Consider the following 24,993-nt stretch of genomic DNA (forward strand, 5'->3'; position numbering starts at 1 on the left):
AATTTTGAGAAAAAAGAAACGTTTAAAAAATTATGATTTCCTAAAAATAAGAAAATTTGAGTTTTTATAAAAGTTTTTTAAAAACTAAACGGAGTAAAAAGTAATAAAAAACCTCGAAGAAATTTCTCCGAGGTTAATTTTAGAAGCAACAAAGCTGCCTTATTTTCTGATAGTCATTTCGTTTAATAAATAACCAGCTCCGTGATATTTATCCATTACCCAAAGTAAGAATCTTACATCTAGGTTGATGGTTTTTTGCCATTGTTTTTCGAAAACGATATCTCCTGAAAGTGCTTCAGAGTTACCATCGAAAGCAAGACCAATTAATTCACCATTTCCGTTTAAGATAGGAGAACCAGAGTTTCCACCTGTAATATCATTATCTGATAAGAAGTTTACAGGCATATAACCTTTTTTGTCTTTGTATGGACCGAAATCTTTTTTCTTGTATAAATCTAACAATCTTTGAGGTAAATCAAACTCTGCGTCGCCTTTTTTGTATTTAGCCACCATACCTTTCATATCAGTATAGAAGTTATCTTTTACGCCATAATATTGTCTGTCTTTTCTGATTGGTAATCTATCTACTTTACCGAAAGTTACTCTCATAGTAGAGTTAGCATCTGGATAGAATTCTTTTTCTGGCATAGATTTTCTAAGACCGTCAAAATATAATCTAGTGTTTTTAGCAAATTGGTCATCAGCTTTTACATATTTGTCTCCAAACATCATAGCTTCTGCTACCATAATTCCTGAGAATTTGTAAAGCGGATCGTTTTCCAGAATAGCTAAACTAGGATTTTCGATGAATTTAAGTAGAGATTCTTTGGTGCTGAAAATAGAAGCGTCTGCTTGGTTTGCTAATTCTGCTGGATTAGAATATTTCATCACCGGAAGTTGATAATCAAACGGTACTTTGTTCTTATAAAGAGAAAGTAAAGTTTGTAACATATCTTTTTCTACTACTGGGTGGAAACCATCGTAAGAAGCTTCTACACCAGCAAGAAGTCTAGCTTTCATAGCTGCTTTTCCAGCTTCGTTTTGCTCAATATAAGATTTAAGAGCAGCGCCAATTCTGTAAGGAAGAACTGCATATTTAGCATTTCTTTGGAATTGAGTAGCGTAGTTTCTTTCTAAATTTCTATCAGCGATTAATTTGTAATACGCTTCGATTTCTGAAAGAACATTTCCGTAAGTAGCTTTGTTTTCAGCTAAGTTTGCCCATTCTTGGAATTTAGCCTCTACTTTTTGTTTGTCTGCAACTGTTCCGTTTTTGTTTACAGATTCTATGGTTCCAGCTCTGTTTTTCCAGTAGTTTGCAACAGAAGCGTATTGTGAAGCGTAATCTAATCTGATTTGAGTGTCTTTGTCCATGTACTTCTTCATCACATCCATTGCAGATTTAGAAGCATCTACCCAACCGATATAATCTTTAGTCACCAATTGATTGATTCCATAAGAAGTTAAATATCTGTTAGTTCTACCAGGATAACCCATAATCATAGTGAAATCACCAGGTTTTACTCCTTTCATAGAAACAGGAAGGTGATATTTAGGTTTTAATGGAACATTGTTTAATGAATATTCTGCAGGATTTCCGTTAGCATCACCATAAATTCTGAAAACAGAGAAGTCACCAGTGTGTCTTGGCCATTCCCAGTTATCGGTATCACCACCATATTTACCGATAGATTCTGTAGGAGTTCCTACTAATCTTACGTCTTTATAATCTTGATATACGAAATAGTAGAATTCATTTCCACTGAAGAAATCTCTTACTACAACAGTATATTTACCATTTTCTGAATTTTCTTTTTGGATGGCTTTGTATTCTGCATCGATTACTGCTTTTCTTTCGTCAGCAGACATTTGAGGATTAAGTTTCCCGTTAATTCTAGCCGTTACATCGTCCATTCTTACTAAAAATCTCACATAAAGATTTTTTGCAGGAAGTTCTTCTTTGTTGTTCATGGCGAAGAAACCATCTTTTAAATAATTTTTTTCTGGAGTAGAAAGTGCCGCAATAGCATCATAACCGCAGTGGTGGTTTGTGAAAAGCAAACCTTCTTTAGAAACTACTTCTGCGGTACAACCACCATTAAATTGTACGATGGCGTCTTTTAGGCTAGAGTTGTTTACAGAATAAATTTCTTCTGCAGTTAATCTAAGACCTTGTTTTTGTAAGTCTTTTCCGTTTAATCTCTTTACGAGCATCATCAGCCACATTCCTTCGTCTGCACGCATTTGTGCAAAGCTCAATAGAAATGTGAATAGTAAAAATATTCTTTTCATTGATCTAAAAAATTTTATGGGTAAATGTATGAATTAAAAGCGATTTTTGAAAATTGGTATATAATTTGACTGGTCTGTTACAAATTACCTACGATGAAAACACGTTTTTTTATAATCAGCATATTATCAATTTCATTTTTTATGATGAGTTTTGCTCCACAGAAAGAAATTTCTTCTCTGGAGAGAAAGTGGATGTTAGTTGAATTTCAGGGATTTACCAAAGAAGAACTCATTCAGAAAAAAGCATATCTAGACCTAACTCACTTCGAAAAAGGAGGTGGCGCAAAAATGGGCTGCAACAGTATTTTTTTCTCTGTAAAACTGAAAAATAATCACAGAATACATTTCTCAGGAGTTGGTTCTACCATGATGTATTGTGACGGAAACATGAAATTAGAAGAAAACTTCGGGAAATTATTACCTACGATAACCAAATATCAAGTAAAAGGACATTTTTTGACTTTGAAAAATAAAAATGGACATGCCATGAAATTTGTTGCCGAAGATTGGGACTGATAGTTTGATATTGAGTAGATTTGATGAAGATTTTGAAAAAATTCGCAAATTTGAATTAAAAAAAATCATCATATCAACTCATCATCATATTAACACATTATCAAATGAATTTTAACCCAGAAATTCTCGGCTTGATTGCAGGAACATTGTCTTGCATTACCTTCGTTCCGCAAATTTTTAAAACTTGGAAGTCTAAATCGGTGAAAGATATTTCTGTAACGTCTTTTATGATTGTAGTAACCAGTACTTTAATTTGGTTGGTTTACGGAATTTGGAAAGAGCTTCCTTCAGTAATTCTTACCAATGTAGTGGTCTGTATATCAGCAGTTATCATGCTTTTGCTCAAGTGGAAATATTATGAAAAATGAAAATCGCTACTTGGAATGTAGAACGTCTTAAAAAGAAGAAATATCTACCCGAAATTATTTCTGAAATCGAAAAAATTAATGCCGATATTTTAGTCTTAACAGAAACCGATTCGCAGATTTTGCCAGAGAATTATCCTTATAAAATTGAAACAAAACCTTTAATTTTAGTCAATTCTTTAGCAAAAACTACAGAAAACCGAGTTTCTATTTTTTCTAAATTTCCTATTGTGGAAACTTTTGAAACCTATGATAATTTCACTTCTTGTTCGGCAGAGATAGAAACGCCTTTCGGAAAACTAGTTATTTATGGAACTATTGTTGGCGTTTTAGGTAATAGAAATGAACAATTCATTCCAGATTTGAAAAGTCAAATGAATGATTTACAAGAGCTTTCAGATAAAAATATTTGTTTTGTAGGTGATTTTAATTGCAGTTTTTCTGATAATTATTACTTTACAAATGAAGGAAGAAATCTATTTAATGAAAATTTTAAAATTTTAAAACTAAAAAATATTACCGCAAAAATCCCTGAAAATATCGACCATATTGTAATGTCTGAAAATTTTATTGAAAGATTCAAAATTAAGATTTCAGAATTTAATTTGGATAAAAAACTATCTGATCATAAGGGAATTATTGCAGAATTAAAATATTAGGAATACCATTTAATCTTTAAAAATTCTATAAAAGCCACGAAGTGGCGAAATATAACAGCATCGGGTGCAAATGGAAAATTAAATTAGGCTAAGGGAAGCCCTGAAAGGGCGAAATGTTTTTAAAGTTTCAACCCCAAAATAGTGTAAATCTGTGTAACCAGAGGGAAATAAATTTCACTAAATTTGCAAAAATCAAGCAGAAAGCAGATTGCTGAATGCCGAAAGCAAAATAATATATGCTCGAAAAAAAAGAACATCAATACGAAAAAGCCGTTTTAGTAGGCTTAATTACACAGCATCAAGACGAAGAAAAACTTACCGAATACCTCGATGAGTTAGAATTTCTTGCTTATACTGCAGGTGCAACTGTAGAAAAACGCTTTACGCAAAAATTATCTCAACCAGATTCCAGAACTTTTGTAGGAAGCGGAAAAGCAGAAGAAATTAAAAATTTTGTAAAAGAAAACGAAATAGGAACCGTTATTTTTGATGACGAACTTTCACCTTCTCAATTGAAAAATTTAGAGAAAGAAATGGAAGTAAAAATCCTCGATAGAACCAATCTTATCCTCGATATTTTTGCACAAAGAGCACAAACTTCTTATGCAAGAACTCAAGTAGAACTCGCTCAATATCAATATCTTCTTCCAAGATTAACCAGAATGTGGACGCACCTTGAACGTCAAAAAGGAGGAATCGGAATGCGTGGTCCTGGTGAAACCGAAATTGAAACAGATAGACGTATTATTCGTGATAGAATTACGCTTCTAAAAGAAAAGTTGAAAACCATTGACAGACAAATGGCAACTCAACGAAATAATCGTGGAAAAGTGGTGAGAGTTGCATTGGTAGGATATACCAACGTAGGAAAATCTACTTTGATGAATGCGCTTTCTAAATCTGAAGTTTTTGCAGAAAATAAACTTTTTGCAACGCTAGATACTACCGTTCGTAAAGTAGTGATTGGAAACTTACCATTTTTATTGACAGATACGGTTGGTTTCATTAGAAAATTGCCGACTCAATTGGTAGAGTCTTTCAAATCTACGCTTGACGAAGTTCGCGAGGCTGATTTGCTGATTCATGTAGTAGATATTTCTCACGAAAGTTTCGAAGACCACATTGATTCTGTGAATCAAATTCTCATGGAAATTAATGCACATCAAAAACCTATGATTATGGTTTTCAATAAAATAGATGCTTTTGCTTATGAGAAAAAAGACGAAGATGATTTAACTCCAGCTACCAAAAAGAACATTTCTCTGGAAGAATGGAAAAAAACGTGGATGGCAAAATCTAAATATCCTACGGTTTTCATTTCGGCTTTATCTAAAGAAAATTTTCCAGAAATGAAGAAAATGATTTACGATGAGGTTCACAAAATTCACATTTCAAGATTTCCATATAACGATTTCTTGTTTGAATATTTTGATGACGAGGAAGTTGTTTAAACACAGAGGCACAACGAAAACACAGAGCATACTGTGAACTCTGTGAAACAAGCTCTGTTTCTCTGTGTTTAAATTTTTAAATTAGATTTTTGCACACTTTGTCATGCTGAAATCTTTAGATTCGACGAAGTCAAAGCATCTAAATAGTAATTTATGAAAAAAGCGCTATTCACTTTTATTTTTTTGTGTTTACATAGCATTGTTTTTTCTCAAGTTAATATTGAGGAAATAAAGAAAAATGTCACCGTAAATCCTCAAAAATATTATTATGAATATTTAGAAATTTTCAAAACTGCTCCAGAAACACTTTCTCAAGAACAACTTAATTATATTTATTACGGGAATAACTATGTAGATTATGGATATGACAGATTAACATTTAATCAAAAATCTGGTAAAATTTCAAAATTCGCACATAATAGAATTTCAAAGAAATTTGCAGAGAAAATTTTACTAGACGCTTTACCTCTCTATGAACAAAATCCATTAAATAAAGAGCTTTTACTTTGTTTGTCAGATTTGTATAAAGCTAAAAGTGAGCAAGAAAAAAGCGATTTTCATTATAATCAATATCAGCTTCTAATTAAAACCATAGAAAAAAGTGGAAATGGAAAGTTAGACAATTCAGCTATTCTAGTCACAAGTTTTCAAGATTTGATGCTTTCTGTGGAGAGGTTTTCTATTGTATTTGTACCGGGTTTAGATTTTAAGGAAAAAGTATTACCAGATGGTTCTTGGCTTTACATTTTCAAGAATGGTATTGATTTATTTTTTGTTAGATTAGTACATCATAAAGATGCATTTAAATAAAATGACACTCCACAACCAAATCCTTGAAGCCTTACAATTTCTTTCTACACCAGAAAAGAGAGATTTTTTGCCGTATTTTTTTAAAACAGGTAAAGGTCAATACGCAGAAGGTGACCAATTCATTGGTGTAGTCGTTCCAGATTCTAGAAAGTTGGTGAAGGAATATTGGCAAAAAGCCACTTTAGATGATGTTCAAGAAATTTTGAAATCAGAATTTCACGAGATGAGATTAGTAGCGCTGTTGATTTTGATAACAAAATTTGAAAAATCAAAAGACGAAAAAGAGAAGAAAAATCTCGTTGATTTTTATCTAAAAAATACAAAGTATATCAACAATTGGGACTTGGTAGATTTGTCTTGTTATAAATTATTAGGAAGGTATTGCTTTGAAAATCAGAAAGATGATATTTTGAAAAAGTTATCGAATTCTGAAAATATGTGGGAAAAACGCATCGCAATTGTGGCGACCATGTATCATATCAAAAAAGGAAGTCATGATTTAACCATAGAATTGGCACTGAATAATTTGAATCACTCACACGACTTGATGCACAAAGCCAACGGTTGGCTTCTAAGAGAAATGGGCAAAAAAGATGAAGAAAAATTCTTGAATTTCTTGAAAACGCATTACCAAAATATGCCCAGAACTTCACTTCGTTATGCGATTGAAAAACTAGACGAAGATTTACGCCAAGACTTTTTAAAAGGAAGAATTTAAACTTTGGAAATTGCAAAAATCATAACGCATTATTTTTTACACTTGATATTTCCAGTGTTTATAGCGCTTGTTTTCTTTAGAGAAAATTGGAAAAAGGCTTATTTCATTATGTTGGCTACCATGTTGGTAGATGTAGATCATGTTTTAGCTACGCCAATTTTCCAAGAGGGAAGAAGCAGCATTGGTTTTCATCCTTTGCATACTTATCCTATGATTTTTTTATACTTTTTAGGCGTTTTATTTCTGCGAGGAAACTACAGAATCATAGCAATAGGATTGCTATTTCACATGTTTACAGATTTTCAGGATTTCTATTTCTGGAGATGGTTAATGAAATTATAGTTTTCTCAATTTGGTATCCATTTCCATTTTATAAGCCATTAAACTGGCAATATTTTCGGCTTTAGATTTGGCAGATTCTGCGATTTCTCCAGAGAATAATTGGTCTACAGTAGATTTCCAAAGACTTAACCACGTGTCAAAATGATGTTTTTCCATTGCCATTTTTTCATTAATCGGGAAATGAGCTCCCATAGGATTTCCGTTAAATTTCACATCAGCAAATAACAAAGCTTGCCAGAAAATATACATTTTGGGCAAATGTTTTTCCCAATTTACTTGGGCGATTTCTTCAAAGAAAAACCCGATTTCTGATTCTCGAACGCTTTCGTAAAAAGTATTAACGAGTAGTTGTATATCTTGAGTAGTGGTAATGTCTTTCATTTTACAAAAATAGAGGTTTAAAACATCAAAAATTTATGATTTCAGTCAATTAGTTATAATTTTGCATCATTAATTATAAGATGGATTTAGAATTTTATAAAAATCAAGCTTTACAAAAGCAGAAAGAGCACAAAAAGTTTTTAGAAAATCTCAAGAAAAAACCGCCGAAAAATTTGGATTATGTGGTTCAAGAAGTACATGATGAGGTTTTCGATGAGGTTGATTGTTTGTCTTGCGCCAATTGTTGTAAAACTACAGGACCATTGTATACCGAAAAAGACATCGAGAGAATTGCTAAGCATTTGAGAATGAAACCAGCAGATTTTGAAGCAAAATTTCTGAGAATTGACGAAGATAATGATAAAATTTTGCAAAATTTACCTTGTTTTTTTCTGAATGAAGATAACACGTGTTCTATCTACGAAGTAAGACCAAAAGCTTGCCGAGAATATCCTCATACGGATAGAAAAAAGATTTATCAAATCAATAATCTCATGTTGAAAAACACTGTGATTTGTCCCGCTGCATTTACCTTTGTAGAGAAAATGATGAAGAATCTTAGCAAATAAAAAAGTCTCGAATAAAATCCGAGACTTTCTACCGTTTTACGGGTCTTTATTTTGAAAAAATCATCAATTATTTAGACTACACCTTGTGCAAGCATTGCTTCAGCTACTTTTACGAAACCAGCAATATTAGCACCTTTTACATAGTTTACGTATCCATCTTCTTCTTTACCGTATTTTCTACAAGCATTGTGAATACCAATCATAATTTCTTTTAGTCTAGCGTCTACTTCTTCAGAACTCCAGTTTAATCTAATTGAGTTTTGTGTCATTTCTAGACCAGAAGTTGCTACACCACCAGCGTTAGAAGCTTTTCCTGGGCTGAATAATACTTTATTATCTAAGAAATAGTTGATAGCATCTAAAGTAGAAGGCATGTTTGCCGCTTCTACTACACATCTACAACCGTTTTCGACTAAATTTTTAGCATCTTCTAGGTGAAGTTCGTTTTGTGTAGCAGCAGGAATCGCTACGTCACATTTTACTTCCCAAGGTCTCTTACCAGCATGGAATTCTGCAGTTGGGAATTTCTTAACATAATCTTCAGCTCTGTTGTTTCCAGAAGCTCTTAATTCTAATAAGAAATCTATTTTTTCGCCAGTAATACCGTCTTTATCATAAACATAACCGTCAGGGCCAGAAATAGTTACTGCTTTTCCGCCTAATTCTTCTATTTTTTTGATAACTCCCCAAGCTACGTTACCGAAACCTGAAACGGTTACGATTTTATCTTTGAAATCTTCGCCATTTGTTTTTAGCATTTGTTCACCAAAATATACTACACCATAACCTGTAGCTTCTGGTCTGATTAATGAACCACCATATGCTAAACCTTTACCAGTAAGAACTCCGGTAAACTCATTTTTAATTCTCTTGTATTGACCGAAAAGGTAACCAATTTCTCTAGCACCTACTCCGATATCTCCTGCAGGAACGTCTGTTTCTGGACCGATGTGTTTACACATTTCCGTCATGAAAGATTGGCAAAAACGCATAATTTCGTTGTTTGATTTTCCTGTTGGGTCAAAATCAGAACCCCCTTTTCCACCACCCATTGGTAGAGTAGTTAATGAGTTCTTGAAAACTTGTTCGAATGCTAAAAATTTAAGCACGGATAAGTTTACTGTAGGATGGAATCTAATTCCTCCTTTATATGGTCCGATTGCAGAATTCATCTGAATTCTGAAACCTCTATTTACCTGAATTTCACCTTTATCATCTACCCAAGGAACTCTGAAAATGATTACTCTTTCAGGTTCAGCCATTCTCTCTAGAAGCTTCATTCCTCTATACTCTTCTTTGGTAGCAATAAAAGGAATAACTGTAACCGCTACTTCTTTTACCGCCTGTAAAAATTCTGGCTCATTTGGGTTTTTTGCTTCAATTTTCGCAACGAACTCTTGTATTTTTTGTTCGATAGTGTTTTGTTCCATAGATGTTATGAATTATTAAAGACAAATTTAATTTTTTTTTCTATTCTCACAAGATTTATTTTGACTTTAATGAAAATTATATAAATTATGTTAAAAATTTTATTAAATTCATAATTATAATGTTTCTGTTAAGGAAAACATGATGTTATGTGAAAAATAATGAAATATTAAAAAATTGTGAATTTTTAAATTATAGAATATTGCTTTCCGGAAAGTGCTTTAATGTATCCTTTTAACTCAAAATCAAGCAAAATGGGCAATAATTTATAAGGTGGAATGTCTAGTTTTTCGCTCAAGTCGTCTAACGAAATTTGAGGTTGAGAAGCAATCGTGTCATAAATCGGTTGCAAGTCTTTGCTCAGTTTAATTTCTCTCGCTGCAAAAAGGCTTCCTATCTTTTCTTTTTCCTTTCCTAGTTGAAGTTCATCTAATATCTCTTCAAAATTTTGTAAAATTCTGGCTTTGTTCTGTGCGATGAGTAAATTACAACCTTGGCTGTACTTATCATTGATTTTTCCTGGCAAGGCAAAAACTTCTCTGTTGTAATCATTGGCATAACTTACGGTACTCATAGAACCGCCGCCAAAAGCAGTTTCTACCACAATGGTAACTGGAGAAAATCCTGCTACGATTCTATTTCTTTGCAGAAAATGTTCTCTGTCTGGTTTATCACTAGAATTAAATTCTGTAAGCAAAGCGCCATCTTGGTCTAAAATTTCTGCAGCTAATTTTTTATGCTGAGAAGGATAAATAAGATGCAAGCCATGAGCTAAAACTCCTGCTGTTTTCAGTTGGTTTTTCAAGGCTTCTGTATGAGCGCAACCATCTGTTCCGAGTGCTAAACCGCTTACAATGAGCACTTTTTTATTTTTTAAAATTTCTAGAAATTCTTCAATGAAATGTTTGCCATAACTCGTCATGTTTCTGGTTCCTACGATGGAAATGGGAGTTAAACTTTCGTCTAAACTTCCTTTTTGGTAAAGAATTGCAGGAGCGTCATCACAATTAGAAAGTAATTTTGGCAATTCTTTTAAATGGCAAAGATTAATTTTAATGTTATTTTTTTCACAGAAGTCAATTTCCTTTTCTGCGAATTTCAAATAAGTTTCGTTGCCGATTTCTTTCGTAATTTTGGAGCCAATTCCCGGAATTTCTTTGAGCAATTTCTTAGAAAGATGCCAAGTTTCTTTGGCAGAACCTGTAATTTCTACCAATCTCATAAAATTTACATCGCCAATAAGCGGAGTAGCGCGTAACGCTATGGAATATAGATGTTCTTCATGTAACATTCTCAAAAATAAGAAAAAATCGCTTTACTTTTTTCTGATTTCGTCTAAATGTTCCCAGATTTCTTCTTTCTTTTTCTGTGGCATTTCTAGAAAATGTTCAGGATGACCTTCGATATATTCTTGCCAAAGTTTATCGTCTTTTTCGCTGTAATAATTCGGGAATTCCCAAATGAATTTTTTCTTTTTTTCTTGATGTTTTTTTCTAAAAATTAGCGCCAAAGAAAGGCCAACTACCGCTCCAGAAAGGTGAGCTTGCCAAGAAATTCGGCTCGGTTCGTCTAATCGATAGAATAATTCTTCCGGAAAAATTCCCCAGATTAAACTTCCGTAATACAAGGCGACTAAAAGAGAAACAGTAAGTAGTTTTTTGTCTTTTCTGAAAATTCCGCTGAAGAATAAGAAAAATGCTAGCATGTAAACAATTCCACTTGCTCCGATGATGCAGGTATAAGTAGCTTCTTGTCCGAAAAAATTCATAGGTGGAAGTAACCAAACTACGAGTCCCGTAACAATCCATCCGTAAAAAAATACAGGATTGGCCAATTTAGGATAAAACTGATAAAGCAAGAACAGCAATGCTGCAATCGGTACAGAATTACTGGCGATATGTTCTAAATTTCCGTGTAAAAGCGGAGAAAATATTACGCCTTTTAATCCTTCAGGAACTAGAGGAATGAGGGAACCTTCGCAGTTTTCTACAAAACCGATGTGTTGTAAAAATAAACCTAACCACATGGCAGAGAGCATGAAGAGAGGAATTAAAAGCGCTTTGATGTGGATGGTGTTTTTCAGCATAAATAAAATGTGACTAAATAAATGCCAAGACAATTTTATGGAAAAATTGACTATAAATCCCCGATTTTTTTAAAAATTATAGACAAAAAGTAAGATTTTTTCGTTTTCAAGACTTCCATTCGTTTTACAAATTGTATTTTTGAACTGGTTTTTTAAATTTTGAAAATGAAGAAGTTGTTAATTTTTGTGTTCGGTTGTCTATCTGTAAATATGTATTACTCCCAAATTGAGAGTAAAAGAATTCTAGATTCAATTAGCGCAGAAAACTGGAAAAAAAACATTCCTAATTTAGATTCTTTGGCAGAGATTAATCTACAAAAAATAGATGTAAAGCACAAAGACACCATTATTCTAAAAACCGATAAAATTACTGCGGAACTCGGCACAGAGCTTCCTATTACACCGTTTCAATTGATTAAAACCAAAGAAGAAAAAGTTTGGTATTTCTATGGTCAAAACAATATGGTTTTTAATCAGGCGAGTTTCAGCAACTGGAATTCTGGGGGAAATAATAACATAGGGATTTTAGGGAAAATCAACTATAATTTGAGTTTTAAAAAGCGCAAACATTATTTAGAAAATAATTTCCAATTAGGATATGGAATTGTAGCAGCAAGCGGACAAACCACCAGAAAAACAGAAGATTTCATCAATATCATGGCGAATTATGGTTATGATTTAGGAAGGAATTATTATTTGTCTTCAGGTTTGCAGTTTATCTCTCAGTTTGCGCCGGGTTATAATTATGTAAAAACGCCAAGTCCGAATTTTGATGACAGAATTTCTAAATTTTTAGCACCAGCATATATTAATACGGGTATCGGTATCTCTTATAATCCTAATGAAAATTTCCAAGTCATTTTTAGACCGATTAATGGTAAGTTTACCATCGTGGCTGATAAACATTTGCAAAAAGTAGGTTTTTACGGTTTAGAAAAAGATGGTCAAAGCCTCAGAAAAGAGTTGGGAGCCATGGTGAATATTTTGTACAGACAAAAAATTTATAAAGACATTAATTTGGTAAATCAGTTTAATTTCTTTGCGAATTATTTATATCATACAGAACGAGTGGATTTTTCTTACAACGGTCAATTGAACTTTAGAGTTAATAAATTGATTTCTGCTAATGTAAGTGCAGATTTATTGTACGATCACGATCAAATTAAGAGAATGCAGTTTAAGCAAACTTTAGGTATAGGTTTTTCTTATAATTTAGGCGTAGAAAACCAAGATAGACCGAAAGTTAAAAAAGTGGTAAAGCCGTTTTTATAATGAAATTTAAATAATTTAGAAAAATATAATCCACCAAATTATTGGTGGATTTTTTATTTTAAGTAGGAATATTTGTTAATTCATCATTGCAGCAGCTCCCGCTCCAATAAGTCCAATGAAAATCATAATGGCATAAAAAGAAAGCAGAATGATGGTCAAAATCCCCATAAATTTATAATGAGATTTTAAAAATTCAAATGCATCTCTAATAGCGTTATTGTCATTGTTTTCAATTGCTTTTTTAGTATTTTCTGAAAATTGATACAAGTAAGAAATTGGGAAATAGTATAAAACAGCAAATGCCAAATAAAGAAGCATCATAAATATTTTTCCACCAAAAGGAAAATCTCCATTAGACATTAATGATGACGGAGCAAAAAGCATTACTAATGAACCCAAAACCATTAATCCAATTCCTACGAAACCTAAAATGGCTAAAAACTTAGTCCATTTTGCCGTTTCTTTTAAAAATTCTTTCGAACGCCAATCGATTACTAAATTTTCGCCGTTCTCTACATGTAAATTGTCTTCCATAAATTATAATAGTTTAAAAAATTAAGCATTCCAAAATTCTCTATCCAGACTTCTGTATTGTATGGCTTCAGAAATATGATGAGAAAGAATATGTTCTGATTGTTCTAAATCAGCAATCGTTCTAGAAACCTTCAAAATCCTGTCATAAGCTCTCGCCGAAAGATTTAGTTTTTCCATTGCGTTTTTGATGAGGTTTTTAGAATCTTCATTCAGTTCGCAGTATTTTTCTAATTCTTTAGGGCCGATTTGAGCATTGTAACTGATGTCTAAATCTTGGTAGCGCACATTTTGCATTTCTCTGGCTTTCAAAACACGCTCTCTTATTGCAATACTGCTTTCGCCTTTTCTTCTGTCTGAAAGTTGCTCGAATTCTACTTTTTGAACTTCTATATGAATATCAATTCTATCCAATAAAGGTCCAGAAAGTTTGTTCATGTAGCGTTGCATTTCAAATTGAGAAGAAGTATTATTAGGATCATCTGGGAAATAACCACTTGGACTTGGATTCATACTCGCCACGAGCATAAAACTCGCAGGATAATTCACCGAAAATCTCGCTCTGGAAATCGTTACTTCTCGGTCTTCCAACGGTTGACGCATTACTTCCAGAACTGTTCTTTTAAATTCTGGCATTTCATCCAGAAATAAAACGCCATTATGTGCCAAAGAAATTTCGCCAGGTTGAGGATAACTTCCGCCACCAACTAAAGCTACATCAGAAATGGTGTGATGCGGACTTCTAAAAGGCCTAACTGTCATCAAAGAATTATTAGCGCCCATTTTTCCTGCCACAGAATGAATTTTGGTAGTTTCCAAAGCTTCTTTCATGGTTAAAGGTGGCAGAATACTCGGAACGCGTTTAGCGAGCATGGTTTTTCCACTTCCAGGAGGACCGATGAGAATAATGTTATGACCACCAGCTGCGGCAACTTCCATCGCACGTTTTGCCGTTTCTTGACCTTTCACTTCAGAAAAATCAAAAGGAAAATGGTCTATTTTTTCTTGAAATTCTTTTCGGGTGTCAAATTCTGTTCTTTCCAGCGGAATATCTTCGTTAAAGAAATCAATAACTTGTTTAATGTTTTCTACGCCGTACACTTCCAGATTATTGACTATTGCAGCTTCTCTTACGTTTTGTTTGGGTAAAATAATGCCTTTGAAACCTTCTTCTCTGGCTTTTATCGCAATGGGTAGAACGCCTTTTATCGGTTGCAAACCTCCGTCAAGGGAAAGTTCGCCCATGATGATGTATTTTTCTAGATTTTCGGCTTTTATTAAATCTGAAGCTGCCAAAATCCCAATGGCAATGCTTAAATCATAGGCAGAACCTTCTTTGCGCAAATCTGCAGGAGCCATGTTGATGGTGATTTTCTTCCCCGGAATTTTGTAGCCTACATTTTTGAGTGCTGCATTAATTCTATAGCTGCTTTCTTTAATGGCATTATCTGGTAAGCCTACAAGATGATAGCCTACTCCGCCTGTATCTACATTAACTTCTATAGTGATGGTTTGCGCCGAAACGCCATGAATAGCGCTCCCGAAAATCTTTACTAGCATTTTGGTTATTAGTTTTTTATAAAAGTAAAAGTAAGGATTTTTTTGAAATGAAAAAACCTCAATTTTTGGTTGAGGTTTTGGTTTTTTTGCGGATTACAAATCCGCGAGATCGCGTTCAATGATTGAATATGTGCAACGTATTGATCATAAATGGAATATAAGCTAAATTTTGTACTAAACACCACATTGTGCCAATACAATTTTTCTATTTATATGATATTTCAAATATTTGTTTGTCTAGAAGTTTATCATTAACATATTTTTCTGAAATAATGATATTTCCTTTTTTGTCAAAGACATTTTTAAAACATGTTGTTTGTTTGGGCATATAATTATTTATAAGGAAGCCTTTTCTGCACTGTAGATTTCCTTTTGTATCATAAGTCAGATTGGATGCGAAAGAATAATCTTTATTTTTCCCCTCATATAAAAATTCTGTTTTTATGATGTATCCATCTTTATTAAAGTATGTTTTTAAAAAGTTAGTGTTTATTGGGTCACTATTTTTTTTGAAACTTTTAACTGTATAAAATAGTTTTTTATAATTATATTCAAAAACTTCTCTACTATCATTCATAGAATTTTTTGGGAAAGTATATGTTTGTTCAATAGGGTTATTGTGTATGTCATACTTTGATTCTTTAATAAAATAAATCTCTCCATTAAAAATTTGGATATATTTTATGATATTATTTTTGTTATCATAGAAAAAATCCTCTGAATTTATATTTGTATTGTTTTTTGTAACAGTCTTTTGTAAATTTTTATTTTTATAAAAGTAGAAAGTTGAATCTGTGTATTTTTCTTGTTTATCTATTTGAAGCTTAATTTGATTATTAGAATTAAAATAAACTTCAGTTATGGACTTTCTAATTATTGTATCTTTTCTAAATAATGGATAATTATAATTTGTAATTTTTATTTTGGTTATATTGCCTATCAGTTTTTGAGTTTGATTATCATTATCCTGCTTTATTTTATAAGTTCTACATGAAATTAGAATCACAAAAATGAATAATAAAAATAGAATTTTTAAAGGTTTAGTTTTCATGTTATTTTTGCTAAAATCCAAATATACAAAAGTTTTTAGACACTTAAAATCTCTCTTATTTTCTTTGACTAAAGTTCCAGTCAAAGTCTACTCAAGTTTTAGGTTTGCTCGTGGTTTGTTCGTAATTTATGGTACTTTTCCGAGGCTGATTCGAAGGAAACACGAACAAACCACGAACAAACGTAGAGCAAGACTCCTAAAAGACTGCTTTTTGAGTGCTACTTACTTGGTGAAATTTTTATCAAGAAAAAAGAATATGCACCCAACAAAAAACCCCAACTTGCGTTGAGGTTTTCTTCGAAATTATATTAGAAAAACTATGCTTCTACTTTTTCAGCAGCATGTTTTTTCACGAGGTCTTGTTGTACATTGGCAGGAACCAATTGGTAGTCACTAAATTTCATAGAGAATTTTGCTCTACCTCCTGTTAATGAGCGCAATGTAGAACCGTAATCGTTCATTTCAGCCAATGGAACTTCGGCCATAATTTTTTGATAATGACCTTCGCTATCCATTCCAGAAATCATGGCACGTCTGGTTTGTAAATCTCCCATTACATCACCGGTACATTCGTCTGGAGCTAGAATTTCTACATGATACATAGGTTCTAGCAATTGAGGATGCGCATTGTGGAACGCTTCTTTAAACGCACCAGAAGCTGCCAATTGGAAAGAAATATCATTAGAGTCTACACTGTGCATTTTTCCGTCATATACAGAAACTCTGATGTTTTGACAGTGTGAACCAGTTAATGGACCTTCTTTTAACTGTTGCATAATTCCTTTTTTAATGGCGCCGATGTAGCGAGAATCTATTGCTCCACCTACGATACACCAGTAGAATGCAAATTTTCCGCCCCAAGGTAAATCTTCGAATTCTTTATTTCTAATATTTACACCTTCTGGTTCTGGCATTCCTTCGTAGTAGTTTTCTACTCTCATGTGAATTTCACCAAATTGACCAGCTCCACCAGATTGTTTTTTGTGTCTGTAATCTGCTTCTGCTTTTCCAGTGATGGTTTCGCGGTAAGAAATTTTAGGATTTTTCATTTCCATTTTCACTCCGAAATCTTTTTCGAGACGATATTTTACCAAGTCTAAGTGCAACTGACCTTGTCCTCCTAAAATGGCTTCGTGCGTATCATGGTCTATTTCTACTTTTAGGGTAGGATCTTCTTCTTTAAGTTTATTAAGTGCAGCAAAAAGTTTTTCGGTTTCTGCTGTATTTTCTACGAAAACAGCTTTTCTCAATCTGCTTTCTGGGAATTTCATAGGTTCTATTTTTCTATCAACCCCTTTTGTATTTAGGGTGTTGTTAGAATGTCCGCTTTTAAGTTTTACGGTAACACCTAGGTCACCCGCAACTAATTTATCTACGGCGGTTCTCTCTTTTCCTTCTGCTACGAAAATTTGAGAAATTCTTTCGAGTTCACCGTTATTGGCATTAATCAGTTCATCACCTGGTTTTATTTCGCCAGAGAATACTTTGAAATAAGAAACTACGCCAACTTGCGGTTCAGATTGAGTTTTGTAAATGAAAATAGTGGTTTTGTCTGCAGCATTACAAGTCAAAACTTCGCCATTTTCTAGTTTGCTACCAAAACGGTCAGCTGGAGATGGAGCGATATCATCTATAAAGCCCATAATTCTACCAGAGCCCATATCTTTAGCACCAGATGCTACAAATACTGGGAAGAAATCGTGTTTTGCTAAACCAATCATTAAACCTTGTGCCAATTCTTCTTCAGAAAGATTACCTTCTTCGAAATATTTTTCCATTAATCCTTCTTCGTTTTCGGCAGCCATTTCTACCAATGCATTGTGCATTTCATTGGCTCTTGCCATTTCAGATTCTGGGATAGGTTTTTTCTCTGGTTTACCACCAGTTGCAGGGAACTCGTACATTACCATTCTCAAGGCATCCACAATTTGGTTAAAACTTTCACCAGAATTTAGTGGATATTGAATAGGAATCACTTTGCTTCCAAATCTATTTTTAAGTTGTTCTAAAGCAGCATCGTAATCTGCTTTTTGATGATCCATCTGATTAATCACGAAAATAGAAGGTGTTTTGTAATCTTCTACATATTCCCAAACCAATTCAGTGCCTACTTCTACACCAGCTGCAGCATTTACCATAATCAGTGCAGTATCTGCTACTTTTAAGTTGGCAATTACTTCACCTACGAAATCGTCAAAACCAGGGGTATCTAAAATGTTGATTTTATTTTTTTTCCAATTCACGAACATTTGATGTGAGAAAATCGTGTTTTCGCGTTCGTGTTCTAGGTCGGTATTGTCGGAAACGGTGTTGTGTTGTTCTACAGTTCCTCTTCTTTTGATAGCTCCACCTTCGTAGAGCATGGTTTCTATAAATGTAGTTTTACCGCTTCCTGAATGCCCGAGTAAAACTACGTTACGGAGGTCTTTAGTGTTAGTGCTCATATCTTTTGAGTTTTAAAATTATTTTCATCTATCACATCTGATTTACTAAAATTCAGACGGAATGCACACTGCAATTCCTTATAAGGCGAAAATTTTTAAAATCAAGAATGTCTTAAAAGGCACTTTGAATGTAAAAATTTAGGATACTAAAATTACAAAAGATTTTAATACAATGTAAACTTTGGAACATGATTTTTGAAAGGTCGGGAATTGTGAGGTGATGGAAGTTGGGTGCAAGGTGTTTAAATAAGGAAAATATATTTTCAAGAAAACATCCATCACCCATCTTCTAACTTCCAGCAAAATTTTACTACTTTTATCAAAATTTTTCAAGGAAATGGTTTTAAGCAGAATTTGGAGCGCATTTATTATTGTAGCCATTGTAGTGGCAAGTATTAAATATTTATTTAGCGATAACTACAAAGCAATTTATAATGATTTGGTAGTAGGAAAAAGTGGAGACACGGTTCAGATTGCTAAAGTTCCTGTTCAAAAACTTTCTGCGGAAATTCAGAAATCTTTAACCGAAAATCCAGACACCGAACTAGCGAGAATTAATTACAAAAAAGATTCTACCAATCAAGTGGCTGTTTATAGAGTTCAAAAAGCAGATGGTGTAATCTCTACCAGTAAAACTGCGGTAGAAATTTCCCTTGGTTTAATAGGAATTATGACGCTTTTTATGGGTTTTATGAGTATCGCCGAAAAAGCAGGAGGCATCAATTTTCTTTCAAGAATGATTCAACCATTTTTCTCGAAATTATTCCCAGAAATTCCTAAAAATCACCCTTCTTTCGGTCACATGACGCTTAATTTCGCAGCGAATTTATTAGGATTGGATAATGCTGCAACGCCTTTTGGTTTAAAAGCCATGGAAAGTTTACAAACCTTGAATCCTGATAAAGACAGAGCTTCTAATGCACAAATTATGTTTCTGTGTCTTCATGCAAGTGGTTTAACGCTGATTCCGGTTTCCATCATTGCGATTAGAGCTTCTATGAATTCTGCAACGCCAACTGATATTTTCTTGCCGACTTTAATTGCTACTTTTTGTGCAACCATGGCTGCGATGATTATTGTTTCCATCAAACAAAAAATAAATCTTTTTCAGCCTACACTTTTGGCTTTCGTGGGTGGAATTTCGGCACTCATTGCCTTGTTGGTTTGGTTTTTAGTAAGATTGAGCAAAGAAGAATTAGATGATGTAAGTAAGTTGATTAGCAACGGAATGATTTTATTGATTTTCTTTGCCATAATTGCAGGAGCAGTTTACAAAAAAATAAATGTTTTCGATGCGTTTATAGATGGTGCAAAAGAAGGTTTCAATGTCTGCGTAAAGATTATTCCGTATTTGGTAGGAATGCTTATTGCGATTTCTCTTTTGAGAACTTCTGGTGTTTTTGATGTCATTATTGACGGAATGAAATGGTTTGCCCAAATTGCCAATTTAGACACCAGATTTGTTGACGGTTTACCAACGGCTTTAATCAAACCACTTTCTGGTTCAGGAGCAAGAGGAATGATGGTAGACACGATGAATGTTTTTGGTGTAGATTCTTTCCCTGCGAGACTTTCTGGGATTTTACAGGGCAGTTCAGATACTACTTTTTATGTGATTGCAGTGTATTTCGGAGCAGTTGGAATTAAAAACACTCGTTATACAGTTGGTGCCATGTTGTTGGCAGATTTAGTGGGAATTGTTACTTCTATTTTAATGGCGTATTTGTTTTTTGGGTAGTATTTTTTCTAAATAAATGAACAAGAGAAGCAGAAATGCTTCTTTTTTTGTAACAAAAAACACCATTCTTCGTCTAATTAAGAAACTTTTCATCCTATGAAAAAAATATTTTCACTCGTATTGCTATCAGCATTTTCTTTAGGGTTTTCTCAGAAGAAATGGAGTTTACAAGAATGTGTAGATTATGCTGTTAAAAATAATTTGCAAGTTATTAGCAATCAATATAATGCAGATATTCAGGCTAAAAATCTAGAAATTTCTAAAAGAGATAAATTGCCTTCAGTTTCGGGTAGTTTTAACAATAATATGAGCTTTGGAACTACGCAAGGATTCCAAGGAAGTATCGGTAGAAATGATAATTTCAATAATAGCGCTTCAGTAGGGGCAAATATGCAATTGTACAATAACGGAAGATTGAAGAAATCTGCCGAAAAATCTCAATATGATTTAGAAGCGAGTTTGTTAGATGCAGAACGTGTAAAAAATGATATTTCACTTCAAATTGCACAGCAATATTTACAAGTTTTACTGAATAAGGAAGTAAAGAAAATCTCTGATGAAGCCGTAGCAAATGCCGAAAAAGTATTAAGCAGAGCGAAAATTACTACAGAAGTAGGAACCACACCAAAAACAGTAGAAGCAGAAGCAACTGCAGGTTTAGCAAGAGAAAAGCAACGCCAAAAATCTGCTGAAATAGACATTCAGCGTTCTCTTTTTTCATTAGCAATGTTATTGCAACTAAAAGATTATCAGAATTTTGATGTGCAAGAAGTTCCTTTGCCAAGTTCTTTGGAAGCACCATTGAATTCTACCGAAAATATTGTGGAAAAAGCCTTCGAAAATCAACCGCAAGTAAAAGCTGCTGAAACCAGAATTCTTTCTGCACAGAAACAAACCGAAATTGCAAAAACTGCTTTTTATCCTTCTGTTTCAGCATTTGCAGGATTAAGCACATTTTATTTCTATAAAGTTTCGCCTACACTTAATCCAACTACAGGACAGGAAATAGATGTAGAGTATGACAGTTTTTTTAAGCAATACAAAGACAATTTTGGACAAAATATAGGCGTTTCTGCAAACATTCCCATCTTTAACAAAGGGATTACCAAATTACAAGTAGAACAGGCTAAAATTTCTGAAAGCATTGCTAAAAATACTCTGGAACAACAAAAAGTAGAAGTTCAGCAAAATGTTCAGCGTGCTTATTTTGATGCCAATGCAAATTATGAAAATTATCTAGCTGCTTTAGAAGCAGAAAAATCGACCAAGTTAGCATTAGAATTTGCCGAGAAAAGTTATGAAGCAGGTAGAGCTACCATTTATGACTTGAACAATGCAAGAAATAATTATATCAATGCGCAAGGTTCTGTTTCTCAAGCGAAATACAATTTTATTTTCAGCACGAAACTGTTGAATTTCTATGCAGGAATTCCGCTTTCTTTGTAATTGAATCGTGAATATTTTCCTTTAGAAAAGTGAATTCCAAATTTTTTTAATGTATATATTTGTAAAAATTCACTCAAAGAAATTCACAGCGAAACGAATTGATTTGAAAAAATTCACTCGAACTAAATGTCTGTTTCTGTTTTAGAAAAATTTTTGCCAGAGAACGCGCTTCCTTATCTCAAAATTTGGTTTGGGAGTTATCCGTGTCATCTTAAAATTACCAAAAATAGAAACAGTAAACTAGGAGATTACCGAAAATTACCCGATAAATCTCACCAAATTACCGTCAATGGAACACTTGAACCGCAATTATTTTTCTTTGTGCTTACGCATGAATTGGCGCACCTGATTGCTTTTGAAAAATATGGCAGAAGAATTTCGCCTCATGGTGCAGAATGGAAGCAGACTTTTAGAGAAATGTTGCTAGAAAGTTTGACCGTTTATGCAGAAGATTTACGTCCCATCATTCAGAAATTTTCAAAATCTCCGAAAGCCAATTTTATGGCTTCCCCAGACTTAGTGAAGTATTTTCATGTACCAGATGAAGATGAGTTATTATATCTAGAAAACCTTATCGTTGGGGATGTTTTTGTCCTTGAAAATAAAGTTTTCGTAATAGAAGAAACAACAAAAAAGCGCTATCTTTGCCGTAATTTAAAATCTGGGCTAAAATATAAGGTAAATATATTAGCTCGGGTGAAAAAAATGGATAATCATTATGAAAAATAATAACTACTGCGTCATTATGGCAGGTGGAATTGGCAGCAGATTTTGGCCAATGTCTACTCAGAAATTTCCGAAGCAGTTTCAAGATATTTTAGGAACGGGAAGAACCATGATTCAGCAAACTTTTGACCGAATTAAGCAAATCGTTCCTACCGAAAATATATACGTAATCACCAATCAAGAGTACGTAGAATTATCTCATCATCAGTTGCCAGAGATTCCTCTAGAAAATATTGTTGGCGAACCTGTAATGAAAAACACAGCAGCATGTAATATTTACATGGTTAATAAAATTGCTGATAGAGATCCTGATGCAAACGTAATTGTTGTACCAGCAGATCATTTAATTATTAAGGAGAAAACTTTTTTAGAAAAAGTAGAATTAGCCTTTGATTTAGCGAGCAAGCATGACTACCTTATCACGCTAGGAATTACACCAACTCGTCCTGATACTGGATATGGTTACATACAATTTATCGAGAAAAAAGAGGAAGAATTTTTCAAAGTAAAAACTTTTACCGAAAAACCTAGTTTAGAAATCGCTAAAGCATTTTTAGAAAGTGGAGATTTCCTTTGGAATGCAGGAATTTTTGTTTGGAATGTAAAATCTATTCATAAAGCGTTCCAAGAGTTTTTACCAGAAATGACGCATGAATTTGATACTTGCGAATATAATAATGATAAAGAATCTGTTTGTATAGAAACCATTTATCCTAAAGTAGAAAAAATCTCTATAGACAATGGAATTTTAGAAAAGGCGAAAAACGTTTACGTGATTCCCGCAGATTTAGGTTGGAGTGATTTAGGAACTTGGACTTCTGTCTACGAGAATGCTGAAAAAGATGATAACAATAATGCAGTAAAATCTAAGCATGTTCTTACCTATAATTCTAAAGGAAACATCATCAGACTTAGAAATAATAATAAAGCAGCTATTATTGACGGTTTAGAAAACTACATCGTGGTAGATACAGAGAAGGCTCTCCTGATTTGCCCAATTAGCAATGACCAATTGATTAAGGACTACGTTTTAGACTTGAAAAACTTTAAAAAAGGAGAAAAATTCATGTAATTTTTATTCTTTAACCCGATAAAAACAAAAAGAGAAACTTATGCTAAAGTTTCTCTTTTTTCGTCTATTATAATTAGTTCAAAACCGAAAGTTTCGTCTTCTCTTTTTACCGTTTTAATGTGCTGAGTTAATGCCAACAGTTTTTCTACAAAAAAACTGGTCTCAAAAAACTGTCTGTGAATGGTAGGCAATAATTGCATAAAATAATCACGCCCCACTTTATTATTATGTAAATCCATTTTGCGCTGCAAAGGCTCATTGGGAAATAAATCTTCGTGCATTTGCGTGATTTTTTCAGTCCAAATTAGCGCTTTTTTCGGGGAAGAAACCTTGCAACAATACATCATAATCAAACTGTTCCAAAGTGCGTGTCTGAAAGCATTTCCTGAGCCATGCAAATCATGGGTTAGTGGAAATAATTTTTCAGAAATTCTGTACGTTTTATAAGTTGCAAAAAAGGTTAAAATCGAGAAAATAGGATGACTAAACCCAATAAGAAATAATTTCAAAAGGTTTTTTAAACTTAGGCTTTTTAAGATATTAAAAACAAGTTTAGGCGTCATTCTAAGAGATTTTTCTAAGGATTAGTAAGTGTTTTTTTGAAAATGTTTCAAACAAAAATCGTAAAACAATTAAGTTTTACGATTTAAAATTATCTCAGAGAATAAATATTCTATTTATTCATCAATAGTTTCACTGTTTTAGAAACCGTTTCTTTAATTTCAGTTCTTTTTACAATAAAATCTACAAATCCTTTTTCCTGAATAAATTCAGACGTTTGGAAGCCTTCTGGTAAATCTCTACCGATGGTTTCTCTAATTACTCTAGGACCTGCAAAACCGATTAAAGCGCCAGGTTCTGCCATGATTACATCAGCAGTCATTGCAAAAGATGCGGTAATTCCACCAAAAGTAGGGTCGCATAAATAAGCAATGTAAGGCAATTTTTTATCAGAAAGTTGAGCCAACTTAGACTGTACTTTTGCTAATTGCATCAAAGAATAAGCCGCTTCTTGCATTCTAGCACCACCAGATTGGCAGATAATCATGTAAGGAAGTTGATGTTCTATACAATAATCTACAGCTCTTCTGATTTTTTCGCCCATTACAGAACCAAGTGAACCCCCGATAAACGCAAAATCCATACAAGAAATCACCATGTCTACACCATTTACGCTTCCTCTTGCATTTCTGATGGAATCTTTAAGTTTTGTTTTAGATTTTACTTCTTTTAATCGGTCTGTATATGCTTTTGTATCTTTAAATTTAAGCATATCTACACTTTCTACATCGGGATGTAATTCTGTGAATTTCCCTTCGTCAAAAAGTATATCGTAGAACTCTGCGCTTCCTATTCTCACGTGGAAACCGTCTTCTGGAGAAACGTAATTATTTCTCTTAAGCTCGTCATGTTCTACAATCTTACCAGAAGGAGTTTGATGCCAAAGACCTTTTGGAACGTCTTTTTTCTCTTCGGTTCCTGTGGTAATATTTTTTTTCTTTCTTTTAAACCAATCAAAAGCCATAGTTATTTATT

The 24,993-nt window shown here is 33.3% G+C and carries 24 protein-coding genes; 13 read left to right on the top strand and 11 right to left on the bottom strand.

What is annotated here, in order from left to right; translation table 11 throughout:
• Positions 1-159: 159 nt before the first annotated feature.
• Complete coding sequence (locus EB819_RS11435; protein ID WP_069799797.1) at positions 160-2,292, bottom strand: S46 family peptidase; 2,133 nt, start codon at positions 2,290-2,292, stop codon at positions 160-162.
• A gap of 93 nt (positions 2,293-2,385) precedes the next feature.
• Between EB819_RS11435 and EB819_RS11440 the strand changes: the two genes are divergently transcribed.
• The 7 genes from EB819_RS11440 to EB819_RS11470 all read left to right on the top strand — a co-directional run bounded on the left by EB819_RS11440 (position 2,386) and on the right by EB819_RS11470 (position 7,153).
• Positions 2,386-2,808, top strand: coding sequence for an META domain-containing protein (locus EB819_RS11440; RefSeq protein ID WP_069799795.1), 423 nt, complete (start codon positions 2,386-2,388; stop codon positions 2,806-2,808).
• Positions 2,809-2,912: 104 nt separating this feature from the next.
• Positions 2,913-3,176: a SemiSWEET family sugar transporter gene (locus EB819_RS11445; protein ID WP_069799793.1), complete on the top strand. Its 264-nt coding sequence runs from the start codon at positions 2,913-2,915 to the stop codon at positions 3,174-3,176.
• Entirely contained in the window at positions 3,173-3,832 is a 660-nt protein-coding gene (locus tag EB819_RS11450; RefSeq protein ID WP_069799791.1) for an endonuclease/exonuclease/phosphatase family protein, read from the top strand. The genes EB819_RS11445 and EB819_RS11450 overlap by 4 nt, the downstream gene beginning before the upstream one ends.
• A 236-nt stretch (positions 3,833-4,068) precedes the next feature.
• Positions 4,069-5,283 (top strand): GTPase HflX, encoded by a 1,215-nt coding sequence (hflX, locus tag EB819_RS11455; RefSeq protein ID WP_069799789.1) that lies wholly within the window; start codon positions 4,069-4,071, stop codon positions 5,281-5,283.
• Between the two features lie 153 nt (positions 5,284-5,436).
• On the top strand, positions 5,437-6,093 hold the full coding sequence (locus EB819_RS11460; RefSeq protein WP_069799787.1) for a DUF4919 domain-containing protein: 657 nt from the start codon (positions 5,437-5,439) through the stop codon (positions 6,091-6,093).
• 1 nt (position 6,094) lies between these two features.
• Complete coding sequence (locus EB819_RS11465; RefSeq protein WP_069799966.1) at positions 6,095-6,811, top strand: DNA alkylation repair protein; 717 nt, start codon at positions 6,095-6,097, stop codon at positions 6,809-6,811.
• A 54-nt stretch (positions 6,812-6,865) separates the two neighbouring features.
• Positions 6,866-7,153 carry a DUF6122 family protein gene (locus EB819_RS11470; RefSeq protein ID WP_245993150.1) on the top strand — a complete coding sequence of 96 codons (288 nt, stop codon included), beginning with the start codon at positions 6,866-6,868 and terminating at the stop codon, positions 7,151-7,153.
• On the opposite strand, the gene EB819_RS11475 is transcribed toward EB819_RS11470, so the two are convergent.
• Positions 7,148-7,534, bottom strand: a complete 387-nt coding sequence (locus EB819_RS11475; protein WP_069799785.1) for a group III truncated hemoglobin — start codon at positions 7,532-7,534, stop codon at positions 7,148-7,150. The genes EB819_RS11470 and EB819_RS11475 overlap by 6 nt on opposite strands.
• 80 nt (positions 7,535-7,614) lie before the next feature.
• Between EB819_RS11475 and EB819_RS11480 the strand changes: the two genes are divergently transcribed.
• On the top strand, positions 7,615-8,103 hold the full coding sequence (locus EB819_RS11480) for a YkgJ family cysteine cluster protein (protein ID WP_069799783.1): 489 nt from the start codon (positions 7,615-7,617) through the stop codon (positions 8,101-8,103).
• 71 nt (positions 8,104-8,174) lie between these two features.
• Here the strand turns inward: EB819_RS11480 and gdhA are convergent, their stop codons facing one another.
• The 3 genes from gdhA to EB819_RS11495 all read right to left on the bottom strand — a co-directional run bounded on the left by gdhA (position 8,175) and on the right by EB819_RS11495 (position 11,617).
• Positions 8,175-9,533, bottom strand: a complete 1,359-nt coding sequence (gdhA, locus tag EB819_RS11485) for an NADP-specific glutamate dehydrogenase (protein WP_069799781.1) — start codon at positions 9,531-9,533, stop codon at positions 8,175-8,177.
• 185 nt (positions 9,534-9,718) lie between these two features.
• The gene (dprA, locus tag EB819_RS11490) at positions 9,719-10,822 is read right to left on the bottom strand and encodes a DNA-processing protein DprA (protein WP_069799779.1); all 1,104 of its coding nucleotides are present in this window, start codon (positions 10,820-10,822) and stop codon (positions 9,719-9,721) included.
• A 24-nt stretch (positions 10,823-10,846) separates the two neighbouring features.
• Positions 10,847-11,617, bottom strand: a complete 771-nt coding sequence (locus EB819_RS11495; protein WP_069799777.1) for a rhomboid family intramembrane serine protease — start codon at positions 11,615-11,617, stop codon at positions 10,847-10,849.
• Positions 11,618-11,782: 165 nt separating this feature from the next.
• Between EB819_RS11495 and EB819_RS11500 the strand changes: the two genes are divergently transcribed.
• The gene (locus EB819_RS11500) at positions 11,783-12,889 is read left to right on the top strand and encodes a DUF3078 domain-containing protein (protein ID WP_069799775.1); all 1,107 of its coding nucleotides are present in this window, start codon (positions 11,783-11,785) and stop codon (positions 12,887-12,889) included.
• Positions 12,890-12,964: 75 nt separating this feature from the next.
• On the opposite strand, the gene EB819_RS11505 is transcribed toward EB819_RS11500, so the two are convergent.
• From EB819_RS11505 to EB819_RS11520, 4 genes are all read right to left on the bottom strand, one after another.
• Positions 12,965-13,423 (bottom strand): DUF5362 family protein, encoded by a 459-nt coding sequence (locus tag EB819_RS11505; RefSeq protein WP_069799773.1) that lies wholly within the window; start codon positions 13,421-13,423, stop codon positions 12,965-12,967.
• 21 nt (positions 13,424-13,444) lie between these two features.
• The gene (locus EB819_RS11510) at positions 13,445-14,980 is read right to left on the bottom strand and encodes a YifB family Mg chelatase-like AAA ATPase (RefSeq protein WP_069799771.1); all 1,536 of its coding nucleotides are present in this window, start codon (positions 14,978-14,980) and stop codon (positions 13,445-13,447) included.
• Positions 14,981-15,185: 205 nt separating this feature from the next.
• The gene (locus EB819_RS11515) at positions 15,186-16,031 is read right to left on the bottom strand and encodes a hypothetical protein (RefSeq protein WP_069799769.1); all 846 of its coding nucleotides are present in this window, start codon (positions 16,029-16,031) and stop codon (positions 15,186-15,188) included.
• 317 nt (positions 16,032-16,348) lie between these two features.
• On the bottom strand, positions 16,349-18,475 hold the full coding sequence (locus tag EB819_RS11520) for an elongation factor G (protein WP_069799767.1): 2,127 nt from the start codon (positions 18,473-18,475) through the stop codon (positions 16,349-16,351).
• Between the two features lie 337 nt (positions 18,476-18,812).
• On the opposite strand from EB819_RS11520, the gene EB819_RS11525 reads away from it, so the two are divergent.
• The 4 genes from EB819_RS11525 to EB819_RS11540 all read left to right on the top strand — a co-directional run bounded on the left by EB819_RS11525 (position 18,813) and on the right by EB819_RS11540 (position 23,457).
• Positions 18,813-20,213: a spore maturation protein gene (locus EB819_RS11525; protein WP_069799765.1), complete on the top strand. Its 1,401-nt coding sequence runs from the start codon at positions 18,813-18,815 to the stop codon at positions 20,211-20,213.
• 96 nt (positions 20,214-20,309) lie between these two features.
• Entirely contained in the window at positions 20,310-21,659 is a 1,350-nt protein-coding gene (locus EB819_RS11530; RefSeq protein WP_069799763.1) for a TolC family protein, read from the top strand.
• Positions 21,660-21,785: 126 nt separating this feature from the next.
• A complete protein-coding gene (locus EB819_RS11535; protein ID WP_069799761.1) occupies positions 21,786-22,388 on the top strand; it encodes a SprT-like domain-containing protein in 603 nt (200 codons plus the stop codon).
• Positions 22,378-23,457 carry a mannose-1-phosphate guanylyltransferase gene (locus EB819_RS11540; RefSeq protein ID WP_245993153.1) on the top strand — a complete coding sequence of 360 codons (1,080 nt, stop codon included), beginning with the start codon at positions 22,378-22,380 and terminating at the stop codon, positions 23,455-23,457. The genes EB819_RS11535 and EB819_RS11540 overlap by 11 nt, the downstream gene beginning before the upstream one ends.
• 38 nt (positions 23,458-23,495) lie before the next feature.
• On the opposite strand, the gene EB819_RS11545 is transcribed toward EB819_RS11540, so the two are convergent.
• Together EB819_RS11545 and accD are read right to left on the bottom strand one after the other, a co-directional pair.
• Positions 23,496-24,020 (bottom strand): DUF6973 domain-containing protein, encoded by a 525-nt coding sequence (locus tag EB819_RS11545; protein ID WP_069799759.1) that lies wholly within the window; start codon positions 24,018-24,020, stop codon positions 23,496-23,498.
• Positions 24,021-24,130: 110 nt separating this feature from the next.
• Positions 24,131-24,982 carry an acetyl-CoA carboxylase, carboxyltransferase subunit beta gene (accD, locus tag EB819_RS11550; protein WP_069799756.1) on the bottom strand — a complete coding sequence of 284 codons (852 nt, stop codon included), beginning with the start codon at positions 24,980-24,982 and terminating at the stop codon, positions 24,131-24,133.
• Between the last annotated feature and the right edge of the window lie 11 nt (positions 24,983-24,993).

This window comes from Cloacibacterium normanense, from assembly GCF_003860565.1.
In the GTDB taxonomy this organism is placed as follows: domain Bacteria; phylum Bacteroidota; class Bacteroidia; order Flavobacteriales; family Weeksellaceae; genus Cloacibacterium; species Cloacibacterium normanense.

Bases quoted from the DNA above. Each gene is read 5' to 3' on its own strand.
- EB819_RS11505 (WP_069799773.1), bottom strand. From the start codon at position 13,423: ATGGAAGACAATTTACATGTAGAGAACGGCGAAAATTTAGTAATCGAT.
- EB819_RS11515 (WP_069799769.1), bottom strand. From the start codon at position 16,031: ATGAAAACTAAACCTTTAAAAATTCTATTTTTATTATTCATTTTTGTG.
- dprA (WP_069799779.1), bottom strand. From the start codon at position 10,822: ATGTTACATGAAGAACATCTATATTCCATAGCGTTACGCGCTACTCCG.
- EB819_RS11435 (WP_069799797.1), bottom strand. From the start codon at position 2,292: ATGAAAAGAATATTTTTACTATTCACATTTCTATTGAGCTTTGCACAA.
- EB819_RS11520 (WP_069799767.1), bottom strand. From the start codon at position 18,475: ATGAGCACTAACACTAAAGACCTCCGTAACGTAGTTTTACTCGGGCAT.
- EB819_RS11445 (WP_069799793.1), top strand. From the start codon at position 2,913: ATGAATTTTAACCCAGAAATTCTCGGCTTGATTGCAGGAACATTGTCT.
- hflX (WP_069799789.1), top strand. From the start codon at position 4,069: ATGCTCGAAAAAAAAGAACATCAATACGAAAAAGCCGTTTTAGTAGGC.
- EB819_RS11460 (WP_069799787.1), top strand. From the start codon at position 5,437: ATGAAAAAAGCGCTATTCACTTTTATTTTTTTGTGTTTACATAGCATT.
- gdhA (WP_069799781.1), bottom strand. From the start codon at position 9,533: ATGGAACAAAACACTATCGAACAAAAAATACAAGAGTTCGTTGCGAAA.
- EB819_RS11480 (WP_069799783.1), top strand. From the start codon at position 7,615: ATGGATTTAGAATTTTATAAAAATCAAGCTTTACAAAAGCAGAAAGAG.
- EB819_RS11535 (WP_069799761.1), top strand. From the start codon at position 21,786: ATGTCTGTTTCTGTTTTAGAAAAATTTTTGCCAGAGAACGCGCTTCCT.
- EB819_RS11545 (WP_069799759.1), bottom strand. From the start codon at position 24,020: ATGACGCCTAAACTTGTTTTTAATATCTTAAAAAGCCTAAGTTTAAAA.
- EB819_RS11500 (WP_069799775.1), top strand. From the start codon at position 11,783: ATGAAGAAGTTGTTAATTTTTGTGTTCGGTTGTCTATCTGTAAATATG.
- accD (WP_069799756.1), bottom strand. From the start codon at position 24,982: ATGGCTTTTGATTGGTTTAAAAGAAAGAAAAAAAATATTACCACAGGA.
- EB819_RS11525 (WP_069799765.1), top strand. From the start codon at position 18,813: ATGGTTTTAAGCAGAATTTGGAGCGCATTTATTATTGTAGCCATTGTA.
- EB819_RS11530 (WP_069799763.1), top strand. From the start codon at position 20,310: ATGAAAAAAATATTTTCACTCGTATTGCTATCAGCATTTTCTTTAGGG.
- EB819_RS11465 (WP_069799966.1), top strand. From the start codon at position 6,095: ATGACACTCCACAACCAAATCCTTGAAGCCTTACAATTTCTTTCTACA.
- EB819_RS11510 (WP_069799771.1), bottom strand. From the start codon at position 14,980: ATGCTAGTAAAGATTTTCGGGAGCGCTATTCATGGCGTTTCGGCGCAA.
- EB819_RS11495 (WP_069799777.1), bottom strand. From the start codon at position 11,617: ATGCTGAAAAACACCATCCACATCAAAGCGCTTTTAATTCCTCTCTTC.
- EB819_RS11475 (WP_069799785.1), bottom strand. From the start codon at position 7,534: ATGAAAGACATTACCACTACTCAAGATATACAACTACTCGTTAATACT.
- EB819_RS11540 (WP_245993153.1), top strand. From the start codon at position 22,378: ATGAAAAATAATAACTACTGCGTCATTATGGCAGGTGGAATTGGCAGC.
- EB819_RS11450 (WP_069799791.1), top strand. From the start codon at position 3,173: ATGAAAATCGCTACTTGGAATGTAGAACGTCTTAAAAAGAAGAAATAT.
- EB819_RS11440 (WP_069799795.1), top strand. From the start codon at position 2,386: ATGAAAACACGTTTTTTTATAATCAGCATATTATCAATTTCATTTTTT.